We start from the raw sequence: 15,511 nt of genomic DNA, 5'->3' as shown, positions 1-15,511 counted from the left end.
GGTGCTCCGGCGGAGTGGAACCGCTGCGCCGGGCGGGTGAAGACACGGACGGGAGTGCGTCGGAGGACACCGTCCGACGCTTACGCTCGGTGAACAGATTGTGCGCAATTAGTCGCCTTCGACCCGAGTGAGCCCGATGCCCGATTCCCTGCTGCTCCCCGCCGACCCCGACCGCGGTGTGCTCCGCTGCCCCGACTGCCGGGAGGCACCGGTCCTCGCGCCGACCCCGACCCAGCCGATGGCCGGCGGGACCTTCGGCGTCCTGCGCTGCTCCTGCGCGGCACACCCGGTGCTCGACTCCATCCCGATCGTCCGCCGCGGGCGGGTCGACGTGCAGGACCACGTCACGGGGCGCACCGAGGTGGCCGGCCCCGACCACGACGCGCTCGTCGCGCTGCTCGAGGCCGACCGGGGGCTCGACGCGCTGATCGCCCTGCTGACCTTCCCGCCGGCGGTGCCTTTCGGGCTCGGCGGGCGCCGCCGGTTGCGCCTGCCCTTCACGCGCGGCCCGTGGCCCTCGCTCGCGCTCGCGGCCCGGCGCGGTGAGGTCACCGCGATGCTCGCCGACCACGAGGCGCTGACCGCCCAGGACTGGATGGAGCTCTGCTACGCGCGCTCGTCCGAGCAGATCGCGGCGGACATCTTCCCGTACTTCTTCGCCCGCTACGGGCAGCCGCGCTACGTCGCGTCGATCGAGCTCGCCCGGCATCTCCCGGTCGGCCGGGGCGCGGTGCTCGACCTCGCGTGCGGCTTCGGCCACCTGATGTACCACCTCGGGGCCCGCGACGAGCCGCTGCGCTCGGTCGGGGTGGACCGCAACTTCTTCCAGCTCTGGGTCGCGCGCCGCTACATCGCCCCCGACCAGGAGTTCGTGTGCGCCGACCGCGTCGAGGCCCTGCCGTTCGCCGACGACGCGTTCGCGGCCTCGCTGTGCTCCGACGCCTTCCACCTCTTCGACGACCAGCAGGGCGCCGCCAACGAGATGCGCCGGGTCGCGGTGGACGACACGATCCTGCTGGACCGGATCGGCAACCGGCGCCTCGAGCCCCACGACGGCGACCGCGAGCGCACGCCCGAGGGCTACGCCGCGCTCGTGGACGGCGCGCCGGTGCGGCTGACCAGCGAGGACGAGCTGATCGACGCCTACCGCGCCGGGCGCGGGCTGCGCCTGCGCGACGCGCGCGACCCCGGCGAGCTGGCCGAGCACAAGTGGCTCGCGCTCATCAGCTCGCGCGACGAGACGCTGTTCGACGACACGGACAGGCTGCCGTGCACCCCGCACGGCGCCGGTTCGCTGGGCATCAACCCGATCTTCGACGTGGAGCACGACGACGAGGGCGTGCACCTGGTCTTCCGCTACCCGTCGACCTGGTACGCCTTCGAGAACGCGCAGATGCGCTCCTACACCTCGGCCGGCGAGCACCTCGACCCCGACGCGTTCGAGGACCTCGCCGCGGGGCGCCCGATCGCGCAGACCCCGCTGCTGCTGCGGCGCTGGGTGGTGCTCGGCATGCCCCCGCGCTACGCCCGCCGGCCCGGGACGCCGCCCGCCGTGCGGTCGGTCGGCGAGGGTCTGCGCCGGGGCGCCCTGCGCCGTCTGCGCGGGACGGCGTCCGGTCCACGGCTGACCGCTGATCGGAACTGACGCTACGGTTCGGCCATGCGGCCGACGGTCCAGGAGCTCGCGGAGATCGAGTGGTTCCGCCGCCTGCCGCCCGGGATCGTCGCGCGGGCGGCCCAGGCCTGCACCGTCGTCACGCTCGCGCGCGACACCGTGCTGTACCGCTCGGGCGGGGCGGCGGACGCGTTCTTCGTGCTGCTGCGCGGGCGGGTCGGCGCGTGGCGGGGCGACCCGGACGGGCCCGAGTCGATGCTCTACTTCGTCACCGACCGCCGCCACGAGAGCCTGTGCATGGAGAACGTGGTCGCCGACATCCCGTACTTCGCCACCATGCGCGGGCTGCTCGACGACACCCGGGTGCTGCGCGTGCCGGCGTCGCTGCTGCCCTCGATGCTCGACGCCGACCGCGAGCTCGGGATCGCGATCGCGCGCCACATCGCCGAGCGCCTGCAGTCGTTCACCGAGCAGATGACCGACCTCGGGTCGCTGCCCGTGGTGCGCCGGGTCGCGAAGTTCCTGCTGGCCAGCCGCCAGCACGGCTCCGACCTCGTCGTGGTCACCCTGCGGCAGGCGGAGCTGGCGAGCCGGCTGGGGGCCGCGCGCCAGTCGGTGAACCAGGCGCTCGCGACGCTCGTGCAGCGCGGGATGATCTCGACGGTGGGCCGCGGGGTCTACCAGATCCGCGATCACCCCGGCCTCGTCGCGCTCGCGCGGGGCGGGCCCGCGCCCGGGCCTGGATCACGGGCGCGCGGCGTGGTCGGATCCGCGGGTGCCCGCGACGCATGAGGTCACCAACCAGGTCCCCGAACTCGTCGGCCACGACGTGGCCGCCGACCCCCCGCTGCTCGAGGCGCTCGAGCGCGAGGGCGCCGGGTGGTACCGGGACGAGCTCGGCGCGGTCGGGCGGCTGGCCGGGTCGGCACTCGCGCAGGAGTGGGCGGACGCCGCGCACCGCCACGAGCCCCGGCTGCGCACCCACGACCGCGTCGGGCACCGCGTCGACGAGGTCGACTACGACCCCGGCTACCACGCGCTGCTGACCGAGGCCGTGGGACGCGGCTTCGCGGGCGCGCCCTGGGCCGAGCAGTCCGACGACCGGCCCGGCGCCCACGTCGCGCGCGCCGCGGGGTTCCTGACGTGGTCGCAGCTCGAGGCGGGCCACGGCTGTCCGGTCTCGATGACCTACGCCGTCCTGCCGGCCCTGCGCGCGGCCCCGGAGCTGCTCGCGACCTACGGCCCCGGCCTGACCAGCCGCGTGTACGACCCCGGCCTGCGCGTCCCGTCGACCAAGCAGGGCCTGCTCGCCGGCATGGGGATGACCGAGAAGCAGGGCGGCTCGGACGTCCGCAGCAACACCACCGTCGCCCGCGCCGACGGCGAGACCTACCGGCTCACCGGCCACAAGTGGTTCACCAGCGCGCCGATGTGCGACCTGTTCCTGGTGCTCGCGCAGGCGCCGGGTGGCCTGACCTGCTTCCTCGTGCCGCGCGTGCTGCCCGACGGCACCCGCAACACGTTCCGCATCCAGCGCCTCAAGGACAAGCTGGGCAACCGCTCCAACGCCTCCTCGGAGCCGGAGTTCGACGAGACGGTCGCGTGGCGCGTCGGCGACGAGGGCCGCGGGGTCCGCACGATCATCGAGATGGTCGCCTGCACGCGGCTCGACAACACGCTGGGCTCGGCGGCGGGCATGCGCGCGGCGGTGTCGCGGGCGGCGCACCACGCCCGGTACCGCTCGGCGTTCGGCCGCCCGCTGATCGAGCAGCCGCTGATGCGCGAGGTGCTGGCCGACCTGGCCTGCGAGTCCGAGGCGGCGGTGACGCTCGCGATGCGGCTGGCGGGCGCGCAGGACCGGGCGGGGCGCGACGAGCACGAGGCGGCGCTCCGGCGCATCGGCGTCACGCTGGGGAAGTACTGGATCTGCAAGCGCCAGACCGCGGTGGTCGGCGAGGCCCTCGAGTGCCTGGGCGGCAACGGCTACGTCGAGGAGTCGGGGATGCCGCGGCTGTTCCGCGAGTCGCCGCTGAACTCGATCTGGGAGGGCTCGGGCAACGTCAACGCCCTGGACCTGCTGCGGGTGCTCGCCCGCGAGCCGGCGTCGCTGGAGGCGTGGCGCGCGGAGGTCTCCGGCGTCGACGACCGCATCGACGCGGGCCGCAAGGAGGTCGAGGCCGAGCTCGCGCACGCCGACGAGCGCGGCGCCCGCCGCCTCGCCGAGCGGATGGCGGTGCTGCTCTCGGGCGCGCTGCTCGTGCGCCACGCCCCGGCGGCCGTCGCGGACGCCTACGTGGCCTCGCGGGTCACCGGCGAGGGCGGCTACGCGTTCGGGACGCTCCCGCGCGGGCTGGACACCGACGCGGTGCTGGCGCGACTCCCGGAGGGGATCTGATGGACCACCTGCTGCCCGGCGTGCGCGCGGGCGAGGTCGACGGGCGCATCCGCACCCACTACCTCGAGTCCGGCCCGTCCGACGGCGAACCCGTGGTGTTCGTGCACGGCAACCTCTCCACCGGCCGCTTCTTCGAGCACCTCATGCCCGGCGCGCCCGAACGCTGGCGCCTGCTCGCCCCCGACATGCGCGGCTTCGGGCGCTCCGAGCCGGCACCGATCGACGCCACCCGGGGGCTCGGCGACTGGGCCGACGACCTCGTCGGCTTCCTCGACGCGCTTGGCGTCGACCGGCCCGCGCACCTCGTCGGCTGGTCGACGGCGGGCGCGGCGATCGCCCTCGCCGCGCGCGCCCGGACCGTCGCCTCGCTGACGTTCCTCGACCCGGTGTCGCCGTACGGCTTCGGCGGCGTGTTCCGCGACGGCTCGCCGTGCTGGCCCGACGTCGCGGGATCGGGCGCCGGGGTGGCCAACCCCGAGTTCGTGCAGCGGCTGCGCGAGCGCGACCGCAGCGCCGACAGCCCGCTCTCGCCGCGCAACGTCATGAACGCGACGTACTGGGCGGCGGGTCACCGCGAGCCGCCCGACCGCGAGGACATCCTCGTCGACGAGATCCTGCTGACGACCATCTCCGATGACGGCTACCCCGGGGACGCGCAGGCCTCGGAGCACTGGCCGGGCGCGGCGCCGGGCACGCGCGGGCTGCTCAACGCGCTGTCACCGAAGTACTGCGACTGGTCGTGGCTGCCGACGCTGAACCCGTTGCCCCCGGTGCTGTGGACCCACGGCGCCGACGACCTCGTCGTGGCCGACGGCTCGGCCCTGGAGCTCGGCACGCTCGGGGCGGCCGGGACCGTGCCGGGCTGGCCGGGCCCGGACGTGTTCCCGCCGCAGCCGATGGTCGCCCAGATCCGCGACGTCCTCGAGGCCTACCGCGCGGCGGGCGGGCGCGCCGAGATCGAGATCTTCACCGGTTCCGGCCACGGGCCGCACGTCGACGCCGCCGAGCGCTGGTCGGCGACCTTCTTCGCGTTCCTGGAGTCGACGATGCGCTGACGCGCACGTGAGTGATCTGGGTTGCCCTGGCGACCCGGATCACTCACGTGCGCGGCAGCGCATGGGCCGCGAGGAAGACGTCGACGGCGTGGTCGGCGGTGGCGTCGACGTCGACGTCCGGGACCTCGAGGTGGAACATGCCCTCGTCCAGCGACCGGCCGAGCACGAGGAACGCGAAGTCGGCGGCCGCCTGCGCGGGGTCGTCGAGACCCAGGACCTCGCCGAACTGCCCGGCCAGCGCCGCGAGCACCCGGGCGGGGACCTCGCGGTGGTAGGTGGCCGCGAGGTCGGGGAAGCGTGCGGCCTCGCCGATCACCAGGCGGCGCAGGGCCAGGACCTGCGGGTTCAGCACCGCCGCGAGGTAGCGCCGCGCGACCGCGCGCAGGGCGGGCTCCACCTGCCCCGCTGTCGTGACGCCGGCGAAGGCCTCGACCAGGTCGGCGGTGAACGCCTCCGCGGTGGCCGTGGTGCCCAGGACGATCTCGCGGAACAGGCGCTCCTTGTCGCCGAACTGGTGGTACACGGTCTGCTTCGACACCGCGGCGGCGGCGGCGATCTGCTCGGTGCGCGTGCCCTGGTAGCCGTGGCGCAGGAAGAGCTCCGTGGCGGCCCGCACGATCGCCGCGCGCTTGCCCGCGGGCTCGCCGGCACCCGACGCCGGTCCGCCACCGACCCGCACGATCAACCCGTCGTCCACGCCCACCTCCTGAGCTGGACGGTACGGTACCAGGAGCAGTACCGTGCGGTACCAGCTTCGGTACCGATCAGTCCAGTGAGGACGTGACCATGGCCCGCCCCACCGGTCCCTCCGGCAGCCCGCTGGTCGGGCGCGGCGACGCCGACCGCCACGCGGCGATCACCCGCTCGCTGCTCGGCTACGGCGTGCTCGCCGGGCCCTTCTACGTCGTCGTGGGGCTGGCGCAGGCCCTCACCCGCGACGGCTTCGACCTCACCCGCCACGACCTGAGCCTGCTGGCGGCCGGGCCGTGGGGCTGGATCCAGATCGCGAACCTGGTGGTCACCGGCCTGATGGTGGTCGCGGCGGCCGTCGGGATGGCGCGCGCCCTGCGCACGCTCGGCGGCGGCCCCGGGACGACCTGGGGGCCGCGCCTGGTCGCGGCGTTCGGGGTGGGCATGGTCGGCGCCGGGGTCTTCGTCGCCGACCCGATGAACGGCTACCCGCCCGGCACGCCCGACGGCCCGCCGGTCGCGGTCACCGTCGGCGGCATCGGGCACCTCGTGTTCGGCGGGCTCGGCTTCCTCTGCCTCGTCGCGGGCGCCCTGGTGCTCGCGCGGGCGCAGCGCCCGGGGCCGGCGTGGTTCTCGCGCGTCACCGGCGTGCTGTTCCTCGTGGCGTTCGCGGGCATCGCGTCGGGGTCGTCGAGCCCCGCGGTCGTGCTCGGTTTCTGGGCGGCCTTGCTGCTCGTGTGGGTGTGGCTCGCGACGGTGTCGGTCGACCTCTACCGCCGCACCCCGCTGCTGACGCCCGCGCAGCCCACCTAGCCGCGCACCTAGCCGAAGACCTGGTCGAGCCCGGTCAGCCGCAGGGCGCGGGCGGGCTGGCCCTGCGCGCCGCGCAGCAGGAACGTCGCCCCGGCCTCGGTCGCGCGGCGGTGGGCACCGAGCAGCACGCGCAGGCCGCACGAGTCGCAGTAGGTGACGGCGGCGAGGTCGACGACCAGCCCGGCCGGTGGGTCGTCGAGGGCCGCGCCGACGGCGTCGTCGAGACGGCCGTGGCTGTCGTAGTCGAGGTCCCCGCCGACGATCACCACGGCGTTTCCGTCGGTGCGCTCGGTGCGGATGATCAGCTCGGGCATGGGGACACCTCTCACCCCACCGGGGCGGGCAGGCCCCCGTGGGCATCGCGGAGGAAGCGTGCGGTGCGCGGCGAGTCCGCCAGCGCCGTGGCGAGCGCGTCGAGGGCCGGCGCGACCTCGGTGGTGCGCAGGCCGGCGGGGATGGTCACGGTGCCGACCCACTGCACGAAGCCGTCGAACAGCGACGGGTCGTCCACGAACACCGCGGCGGCGAGGAAGTCGACGAGGTGACCCAGGTCGTCGGCGAGCTCCTCGGACACCTCCCCGGCGTCCGGGCGCACGGCCGTGGCGGCCAGCGCCACGAGCTCGCCGCGGCGGGCGTGCAGCACCGCCTGCTCCTCGCGGCCGCCGCGGTCGGCGGGCGTCCCGGAGGTGGCGGCGTCGGAGCCGCCGGGGCTGTCGGGCTCGTCGGCGAACCACGGCCCGTCCGGGGCGGCGGCGAGCACGGCGGCGGCGGCGCGGGCGTCGGGCGCCCAGCCGTCGGCGCCGACCGCGCGCGCCCAGCGGCCGTCGGTGCCGAAGGCCGGCCCGCCCGCGAGCACCGGGGTGCCCGTCGCTCGGCACGCCTCGACCATGCGCCGGGCCGCGGGCAGCCGGGAGGGCAGCGAGCTGGAGATCGCGACGACGTCGGGGCCGACGCGGTGGACGTGGGAGGCGAGCTGCGCGGCGGGCACCGAGGCGCCGAGGAACTCGACCGCCCAGCCGTGCCGGGCGAGGACCTCGGCGAGCAGGCGCGCGGGCAGCCCGTGCCACTCCCCGTCGAGGCACGCGACCGCGACCGTGCCGACGCCGGTGGGCGCCGGGGCCGGCGCGCGCACGGCGACGGCGGCGACCACGCGCTCGCTGATGTGGGTGGCGACGTGCTCCTGCACGACGGTCCACTCCCCCGCCGCCCAGCGGTCGCCGACCTCGCGCTGGGCGCCGGCGACGACGTCGAGCAACACGACCTCGGGGTCGACGCCGGCCTCGAGGGCGTCGAGGGCGACCGCGACCGCGCCGGGCTCGTCGCTCGCGGCGAGCCGGTCGAGATAGGCGGCGCGCAGGGCGGTCGCGTCGGTGGTCGGGGACGCGGTGGTCACGCCTCGATGCTCCTCGTGTCCGGTCACACCGGCGGCGCCTGGATCGCCAGCATCGCGACGTCGTCGTGGTCGTGCCCGTCGAGCCAGGAGACGACGGTCTGTTCGAGCTGCTCGCAGAGCACGGCGGCCGGGGCGCCGGCGCAGCGCGGCAGGACCGCGGCGAGCCGCTCCTCGCCGAAGAAGTCGCCGGGGCCGCGGGCCTCGACCACGCCGTCGCTGTAGAGCAGGCAGGTGTCGCCGGGGCCCAGGCGCACCTCGGCCTCGCCGAAGCGGGCCTCGCGGATCCCGCCGACGAGCATCCCCGACATCGCGACGGGCTCGACCTCGCCCGTGGTGCGCAGGATCAGCGGCGGCGGGTGCCCGCCCGTGGCCAGGCGCAGCTCGACCGCGCCGTCGCCGGCCGGGCGGGCGTCGCCGAGCACCATCGTCGCGAACCGCGGGCTCTCGTCCCGGGTGGCGACGGCGTCGAGCAGCGCGGTGTTGAGCAGCGGCAGCAGCCGGCCCGGCCGGTCCTCGAGCAGGCGCAGGGCGTGCCACGACTGGCGCACGCGCCCGGAGAGCACGGCGGCCTCGATGCCCTTGCCGCAGACGTCGCCGAGCAGGAACGCGGAACGGCCGCCCTCCTGCGGGGCGCCGACCACCTCGTAGAAGTCGCCGCCGACGCGCATGGTCTCGCGGGCCGGGCGGTAGGCGGCGCCCCAGACGACGCCCGGGGTGACCGGCAGGCGCGGCGCGGCGAGGCTCTCCTGCAGGACGGCGCCGAGGTGGGCCTGCTCCTCGTGGAGGGCGGCCGCGGCCAGGGCGGTGCCGGCGCGCGCGACGTAGGAGGTGAGCAGGTCCTCCTCGACGGCGGCGAGCGGGTAGTCCTCGTCGCCCGCGCGCGGGTCGGCGAGCACGACGACGGCCTCGACGACCCCGGTGATCGGCACCGGGCAGGCGCGCAGGGGACCGGGGCCGGCCTCCAGGCCGGTGACGCGGGCGAGCTCCTCGGCGAGCCACGGGCCCGCGGCGTCGCCGCCGCCGAGGGCCGCGGTGAGCGCGGGGACGCGGGCGAGGTCCGCGGCGGCGAGGCGACCCAGCCGGGGGCGGCCGCCGCCGAGCTCCGCGCAGGCCCAGGTGACGGTGTCGTCGTGGCGCACGACGAGCGTCGCGCCGGCGGCCAGGCGGGGCACGGCGAGGGCGACGACGCGCCGCGCGGTGCGGTCGAGGTGCAGGACGCCGTGCAGAGCGCGCCCGGCCTCGGCGAGGAAGGCGGCGCGCTCCTGGGCGGCGAGCAGGGTGTCGGTGCGGGCCTGCTCGCCGGTGACGTCGCGCAGGTACCAGGTGGTGTCGCCCTCCCGGGGCGCCGGCGGCGGGGTCGTCCCGAGGCCGGGTCCGCGGCGGCCGCGCACGTGGCGCTCGCCGGCGGGGTGCACGACGACCGCCTCGAACCCGTCCGGGGCACCGTCGCGCACGGCGCGGGCGAGGACGTCGCAGCGCGCGACGTCGACGACCTCGCCGACGCGCAGGCCGGGCAGCAGGCTGCGGGCGGCGGGGTTGGCGGCGCGGACGACGCCGGCGCCGTCGCAGACGACCACGCCCTCCTCGAACCCCTCGAGCAGCGCGGGCTCGTCCGGGGGCGGGGGTGTGACCGGGGCCGGCGCCGACGAGGTCCCGGGGACACGCGTCGCGTCACGCGTCGGGGCGCCGTGGCGTCCCTCCATGGCCGTCCCCTCCCGTCGTGACGGTCGGCGACCACCCTAGTCGACCATCGTCATCACCAGGTCGACGTGGCACGCCCGCACGGTGAGCCGTCGGTGATCGCGGACGAGCGGTGGGTGAGCCGGGGTCGCCGGTGGCCGTCACCGACCCGGGGCGGGGGTGACGCGGCGCCCCCGAGCGGGTACCGGGCCGCCATGAGCATCACCCTCGAGCAGGCCCAGAGCATCGTGTCCGCCGCCCTCGCGCACGCCCGCGCGCAGGGGTTCAAGCCGCTGACCGTCGCGGTGCTCGACCCCGGCGGTGCGCTCGTGGCGCTGGGCCGCGAGGACGGGTCGGGGTTCCTGCGCCCCGACGTCGCCACGGCCAAGGCGCACGGCATGCTCGCCCTCGGGATGGACAGCCGGGCCATCGCGGCGCGGGCCGCCGATTCGCCGGAGTTCTTCACCTCGGTCTCGGCGCTGGCCGGCGGCAAGGTGTTCTCGGTGCCCGGCGGGGTGTTCATCCACGACGACGCGGGGACGCTGCTCGGCGCGGCCGGTGCCAGCGGTGACGCGTCGCTGGCCGACGAGGAGGCCGTCGTCGCCGGCATCCGCGCCGCCGGCCTCACCCCGCGGACGGGCGGGGAGTAGCCATGTGAGCGAACTTCGGGGCTATAGCCCAGAAGTTCGCTCACGTGCTCAGGGGTCGATGACCGTGCCGAGGTCGCGGGCGAGGGCGGCGTCGTGGACGTCGGCGGCCAGGGCCACGTCGAGCACGCCCATACCGAAGGGGTTGGACAGGACGACGTCGGTGTCCCGCGCCCGCCCCGGGTGCGTCCCCGCCACGACCTCGGCCATCGTCGCGTCGACCGTGCGCGCCCCGGGCCGGCGCTCCCCCGGCGCCGCGAGCGTGCCCTCGCGCAGCATCCGCCCCAGCAGGCGCCGGTCGTCGGCGGCGACCAGGTCCCAGTCGTCGACGACCACCAGGTCCGTGCCCGCCACGACCTCGGGCAGCACGTCGTCGAGCGACACGTGCGCCACCAGCGCGCCGGGGGCGAGCCAGTCGAGCGCGAGGTAGCCGGTGGTGGTCGTGGTGGTGCAGACGACCAGGCCGGCCCCGTCGACGGCGGTGCGCGGGTCGTCGGCGACGTCGGCGCGGCGCAGGGCGGCCAGCGCGCGGGCGCGGGCGGGGTCGAGGTCGTGGAGGACGACCGAGGCGTCGGGGTACTCGGCGCCCAGCAGGTCCAGGTGCGACGCCGCGAGGGCCCCGCACCCGAGCACCGCGATCCGGTCGAGCCCCGGCGCGGCGAGCAGGCGCGCCGACAGCACGGTGTAGGCCGCGGTCCGGGTCGCCGAGATCCAGGCGGCCTCGAGCATGGCGACAGGACGCGCGGTGTCGGGGTCGAACAGGAACGTCCAGCCCTGCGCGCGCGGCAGGCCGCGGCCGGGGTTGTCGAGGCTCGAGTTGATGACCTTGAGGCCGACCGCCGGCCGGTCGCCCCACACCGCCCCGGGCAGCGCGAGGCTGCGCGCGAAGGCCCCGGACGCCGTGTGCCAGGGCAGGTAGGCCTCGTCGGGCAGGGTCGTCGCGCCGCGCGCGTGGGCGAGCAGCGTGGCCCGCACGGTCGCCACGGGGTCGACGTCGGCGGCCGCGGCCAGCACGTCCTCCCGGCGCAGTACACGCAGTGCCGGCTCGGCACTCGGGGTCGTCACGGCGGGCGATCCTTCCACCCACCCTCGTGAGCGAAGTTCGGTGCTATCGCCCCGAACTTCGCTCACATGGGCCGGACGACGCAACGTGCCCGCGGCCGTCCGGGCGCTTTCTTCCCGATCCCGGGCGCGTCGCGGCACAGAACGGGCACAGTGCGTCACGACCGGGAGGAGGTGGCGCGTGACAGGCGGTGGACACCATCGCGGACGTGTCACCGGCGTGCCCGGCGGGGCGCACTGGTGGGGTGGCCGGGGCCCGGCGGGCGGTGGCACCCACGCCGCGTCCGGTCGGCGCCGCCGCACCCCGGTCCTGCTCGTCGCCCTCGCGGTCCTGCTCCTGGGCGGCGCGGTCGTGGCGGTCGCGCTCACGCAGGGCGGCACGCCGGGCGGCGCACCGACCCCGCCGGCCCCCGCGGCGTCGGCCGCCCCCGTCGGCGCGGACCCGTCCGGCGCGGACCCGTCCGGCGCCTCGCCCCGCCCGGCCGGGCGCACCGGCCCCGACACCGCGGTCCTGCAGGGCACCGTCGACGAGGTGCTCGTCGCGGCCCCGCTGCGCTTCCCCGCCGACAGCGCGACGCTCACCCCGGAGTCGGCCGCCGCCGTGTCACGCGTCGCCGCCGCGCTGCGCGCCGCCCCCGGCCCGCCGGTCACCGTCGAGGGCCACACCGCCCCCGCCGGCGAGGACACCGGCAGCGCCCAGGTGCTCTCGCAGCAGCGCGCCGAGGAGGTCGTGCGCCGGCTGCAGGCGGCCGGGGTGCCCGCCGGCAGCCTCACCGCCGTCGGCGTCGGGCCCGCCCGCCCGCTCGCGTCGCTCGACGCGAGCCGGCGGGTCGAGATCCGCGTCGGCTAGACCAGGCCCGCCCGGCGCCGGTAGCCGTCCACGAACGTCAGCAGCTCCGGGCCCCGCGGCCGGCGCCCGGCGACGACGTCGCAGGTCCCGGTCTTGGTGTCCATGATGTGGACGTTCGGGTCCAGCGAGATGCCGATGATCTCGTTGGCGGCGTCCCCGGTGACCAGCCCGTTCGAGCCCCAGTGCCACGGCAGGCCCACCTGGTGCACGGTCTCGCCGGCGATCCGCAGCGGCTTCATCCGCTCGGTGACGACGACCCGCGCCTCGATCGCCGAGCGCGAGGTCACGATCGTCGCCCAGCCCGTGTGCTCGAGGCCCCGCTCCGCGGCCAGCGCCGGCGAGACCTCCACGAACATCTCCGGCGCGAGCTCGGCGAGGTAGGGCGTCCACCGGCTCATCCCGCCCGCCGTGTGGTGCTCGGCGATGCGGAACGTCGTGAACGCGTACGGGAACACCTCGGAACCCGGCTGGTGGTCCGACGGGTTGTAGGGGTTGTCGTCGCGGACGAACCTCTCCCGCGCCGGGTTGGCGCGCGTCAGCGGGTGCAGCGCGTTGCGGCTCGGCGCCTCCTCGGGCTCGTAGTGCACGGGCATCGGCCCGTCGGCGAGCCCCGTCGGCGCGTAGAGCCACACCCGCCCGTCGGCCTGCATGATGAACGGCTCGTCGCCGCCGATGGCGTCCTGCGCGACCGCCCCCTCCGGCGGCCGGTACGACGGCGGCTTGTCGGCCTCGAAGTCGGGCACGTCGTGGCCGGTCCAGCGCTGCGACTCCTCGTCCCACCACACGTAGGCCTTGCGCTCGCTCCACGGCCGGCCCTCGGGGTCGGCGGAGGCCCGGTTGTAGAGCACGCGCCGGTTCATCGGCCACGCCCAGCCCCACTCCAGCGCCGCCGGGCTCTCGCCGCCGGCGGGGACGCGCCGCGCGGCCTGGTTGACCCCGTCGGCGTAGACCCCGGAGTAGATCCAGCAGCCGCAGGACGTCGAGCCGTCGTCGCGCAGCGCCGTGTAGCCCGACACCGGCTTCCCGTCGGCGTCGACGCCGCTGATCTCCTTGAGGACCTCGTGGGCGTCCGGGTCGCCGTGGACGCCCTCGGTCGGGTAGTCCCAGGTCAGGGCGTGCACCGCCGCGTCGCGCTCGAGGCCGGAGCCCGCGAGCCGGGCCCGGATGCGCTTGCCCAGCTCGTGGACGAACCACAGGTCGCTGCGCGCGTCACCGGGCGGCTCGACCGCCTGGTGGCGCCACTGCAGCAGCCGCTGGGTGTTGGTGAACGACCCGGCCTTCTCGACATGCGTGGCCGCGGGCAGCAGGAAGACCTCGGTGCCGATGTCCTCGGTGCGCATCTCCCCGGTCTCGATCTCCGGGCCGTCGCGCCAGAACGTCGCGGTCTCGATCTCCTGCAGGTCACGCACGACGAGCCACTGCAGCGCGGCGAGCCCGAGGCGCTGCTGCTTGGAGTTGGTCGTGCCCACCGCGGGGTTCTCCCCGAGGACGAGGTAGCCCTCGCACTTCCGGTCGATCATGTTCAGCACGGTCGTGAACGTGCTGTGGTCGCCGGTGATGCGCGGCATCAGGCCGAAGCACCAGTCGTTCTCGGCGGTGGCCGCGTCGCCGAACCAGGCCTTGAGCAGGCTGACCATGTAGGCGGGCATGTTGCCCCAGAAGCCCTTGGACGCGGAGTCGGCCTCGACGAAGTCGGCCAGCGTCATCTTCTTGTGGGCGTGCGGCATCGGGATGTAGCCCGGCAGCAGGTCGTAGAGCGTCGGGATGTCCGTGGAGCCCTGGATGGTGGCGTGCCCGCGCAGCGCCATGATCCCGCCGCCGGGACGGCCGATGTTGCCCAGCAGTCCCTGCAGGATCGAGGCGCAGCGGATGTACTGGACGCCGACGGTGTGCTGGGTCCAGCCCACCGAGTAGACCCACATCGTGGTGCGCTCGCGCCCGGAGTTCGCGCAGATCGCCTCGGCGACCATGCGGAACTGGTCGGGCGACATCCCGCAGACCCGCGACACCATCTCCGGGGTGTAGCGGGCGAAGTGGCGGCGCAGCACCTGGTAGACGCAGCGCGGGTGCTGCAGCGTCTCGTCGCGCACCGGCTCGCCGGCGAAGTTCGCCCCGCCCGAGCCCGCCCCCTCGGACTGGCCGAGCAGGTGGGTGATGCGGTTCGACTCGCGGCGCGCCTCGGGCTGGTGGGTGTCCGCGTCCCAGGCGTCCCGGTCGCCCGACGCGGCCGCCACCTCGGTGCCCTCGTACTGCCAGGTGGAGGTGTCGTAGGAGCACGTCTCCGGGTCCCAGCCGGAGAACAGGCCGTCGTCGTCACCCGCGTCGACGAAGTCCTCGCGGACCAGCATCGGGGCGTTGGTGTAGGCGACGACGTACTCGCGGAAGTCGCGCTCGTTCTCCAGCACGTAGTTGACCAGTCCGCCGAGGAAGGCGATGTCCGTCCCGGGACGGATCGGGACGTGCGCGTCGGCGACGGCGCTGGTGCGGGTGAACCGCGGGTCGACGTGGATGATCTGCGCGCCGCGGGCCTTCGCCTCCATGACCCACTGGAAGCCGACCGGGTGCGCCTCGGCCATGTTCGAGCCCTCGAGGACCACGCAGTCGGCCTGCGCGATGTCCTGCTGGGTGTTGGTGGCGCCGCCGCGCCCGAAGCTGGTCCCCAGACCGGGGACGGTGGAGCTGTGTCAAATGCGCGCCTGGTTCTCCACCTGGACGGCGCCGAGCGCGGTGTAGAGCTTCTTGAGGAGGTAGTTCTCCTCGTTGTCCAGCGTCGCCCCGCCGAGGTGCGCGAAGCCCAGCGTGCGCCGCAGCACCCGCCCCTCGTCGTCGGTGTCCTCCCAGGTCCGCGCGCGGGACTCGACGATCCGGTCGGCGATCATGTCCATCGCCGTGCCGAGCTCGAGGTCCTCCCACTCGGTGCCGTGCGGGCGCCGGTAGCGCACGCGCGTCAGGCGCGAGGGCGACGTGACCAGCGACAGGCTCGACGACCCGCGGGGGCAGAGCCGGCCGCGGCTGATCGGCGAGTCGGGGTCGCCCTCGATGTGGGTCACCCGGCCCTCACGGCTGTAGATCTTCTGACCGCAACCGACCGCGCAGAACGGGCAGACCGACTTCGTCACCGTGTCGGCGTCCGCGGTCCGGGCGCGGAACTCGTGCGAGTCGTTCGACTCGACGGCGGCGCCGCGACCCAGGGGGTCGGGGCCGGTGAGCTGGCGGAACAGCGGCCAGGCGCGGACGAGGTCCGCGGCACGACGGGGCAGGCTCACGGGGGGCGCCTCCGGCGGGATTCCGGGTGGTGGTGGGGCGCCCGG

13 protein-coding genes are annotated in these 15,511 nt (G+C 75.7%); 7 read left to right on the top strand and 6 right to left on the bottom strand.

From position 1 onward, the window contains the following. Positions 1-136: 136 nt before the first annotated feature. Genes ACFPK1_RS07830 through ACFPK1_RS07815 form a run of 4 tightly spaced genes read left to right on the top strand, consistent with a single transcriptional unit; the run spans position 137 to position 5,065 of the window. Positions 137-1,645: a class I SAM-dependent methyltransferase gene (locus ACFPK1_RS07830; RefSeq protein WP_378020361.1), complete on the top strand. Its 1,509-nt coding sequence runs from the start codon at positions 137-139 to the stop codon at positions 1,643-1,645. A gap of 15 nt (positions 1,646-1,660) precedes the next feature. Then, a complete protein-coding gene (locus tag ACFPK1_RS07825; protein WP_378020360.1) occupies positions 1,661-2,407 on the top strand; it encodes a Crp/Fnr family transcriptional regulator in 747 nt (248 codons plus the stop codon). Beyond that, positions 2,391-4,010 carry an acyl-CoA dehydrogenase family protein gene (locus tag ACFPK1_RS07820; protein ID WP_378020359.1) on the top strand — a complete coding sequence of 540 codons (1,620 nt, stop codon included), beginning with the start codon at positions 2,391-2,393 and terminating at the stop codon, positions 4,008-4,010. Before ACFPK1_RS07825 ends, ACFPK1_RS07820 begins: the two co-directional genes overlap by 17 nt. Next, a complete protein-coding gene (locus ACFPK1_RS07815; RefSeq protein WP_378020358.1) occupies positions 4,010-5,065 on the top strand; it encodes an alpha/beta fold hydrolase in 1,056 nt (351 codons plus the stop codon). The genes ACFPK1_RS07820 and ACFPK1_RS07815 overlap by 1 nt, the downstream gene beginning before the upstream one ends. A gap of 43 nt (positions 5,066-5,108) precedes the next feature. On the opposite strand, the gene ACFPK1_RS07810 is transcribed toward ACFPK1_RS07815, so the two are convergent. After that, positions 5,109-5,762: a TetR/AcrR family transcriptional regulator gene (locus ACFPK1_RS07810; protein ID WP_378020357.1), complete on the bottom strand. Its 654-nt coding sequence runs from the start codon at positions 5,760-5,762 to the stop codon at positions 5,109-5,111. Between the two features lie 89 nt (positions 5,763-5,851). Between ACFPK1_RS07810 and ACFPK1_RS07805 the strand changes: the two genes are divergently transcribed. Further along, a complete protein-coding gene (locus ACFPK1_RS07805) occupies positions 5,852-6,568 on the top strand; it encodes a DUF998 domain-containing protein (protein ID WP_378020356.1) in 717 nt (238 codons plus the stop codon). Between the two features lie 8 nt (positions 6,569-6,576). Here the strand turns inward: ACFPK1_RS07805 and ACFPK1_RS07800 are convergent, their stop codons facing one another. Genes ACFPK1_RS07800 through ACFPK1_RS07790 form a run of 3 tightly spaced genes read right to left on the bottom strand, consistent with a single transcriptional unit; the run spans position 6,577 to position 9,664 of the window. Then, positions 6,577-6,882, bottom strand: coding sequence for an STAS domain-containing protein (locus ACFPK1_RS07800; protein ID WP_378020355.1), 306 nt, complete (start codon positions 6,880-6,882; stop codon positions 6,577-6,579). Between the two features lie 11 nt (positions 6,883-6,893). Next, entirely contained in the window at positions 6,894-7,961 is a 1,068-nt protein-coding gene (locus ACFPK1_RS07795) for a cobalamin B12-binding domain-containing protein (RefSeq protein WP_378020354.1), read from the bottom strand. Positions 7,962-7,984: 23 nt separating this feature from the next. After that, positions 7,985-9,664, bottom strand: coding sequence for a SpoIIE family protein phosphatase (locus ACFPK1_RS07790; protein ID WP_378020353.1), 1,680 nt, complete (start codon positions 9,662-9,664; stop codon positions 7,985-7,987). 192 nt (positions 9,665-9,856) lie between these two features. Here ACFPK1_RS07790 and ACFPK1_RS07785 point away from each other — a divergent pair, with 192 nt between their 5' ends. After that, a complete protein-coding gene (locus ACFPK1_RS07785) occupies positions 9,857-10,291 on the top strand; it encodes a GlcG/HbpS family heme-binding protein (RefSeq protein WP_378020352.1) in 435 nt (144 codons plus the stop codon). Between the two features lie 48 nt (positions 10,292-10,339). On the opposite strand, the gene ACFPK1_RS07780 is transcribed toward ACFPK1_RS07785, so the two are convergent. Beyond that, on the bottom strand, positions 10,340-11,353 hold the full coding sequence (locus ACFPK1_RS07780; protein WP_378020351.1) for an ornithine cyclodeaminase: 1,014 nt from the start codon (positions 11,351-11,353) through the stop codon (positions 10,340-10,342). A gap of 178 nt (positions 11,354-11,531) precedes the next feature. Here ACFPK1_RS07780 and ACFPK1_RS07775 point away from each other — a divergent pair, with 178 nt between their 5' ends. After that, positions 11,532-12,200 (top strand): OmpA family protein, encoded by a 669-nt coding sequence (locus ACFPK1_RS07775; RefSeq protein WP_378020350.1) that lies wholly within the window; start codon positions 11,532-11,534, stop codon positions 12,198-12,200. Here the strand turns inward: ACFPK1_RS07775 and fdh are convergent. After that, positions 12,197-15,460: a formate dehydrogenase gene (fdh, locus tag ACFPK1_RS07770; protein ID WP_378020640.1), complete on the bottom strand. Its 3,264-nt coding sequence runs from the start codon at positions 15,458-15,460 to the stop codon at positions 12,197-12,199. The genes ACFPK1_RS07775 and fdh overlap by 4 nt on opposite strands. Positions 15,461-15,511 lie beyond the last annotated feature (51 nt).

Source organism: Actinomycetospora rhizophila, assembly GCF_042657905.1.
In the GTDB taxonomy this organism is placed as follows: Bacteria; Actinomycetota; Actinomycetes; order Mycobacteriales; family Pseudonocardiaceae; genus Actinomycetospora; species Actinomycetospora rhizophila.
The sequence above is the reverse complement of the archived record's forward strand: the minus strand, read 5'-3'. Positions and strand labels throughout refer to the sequence as shown.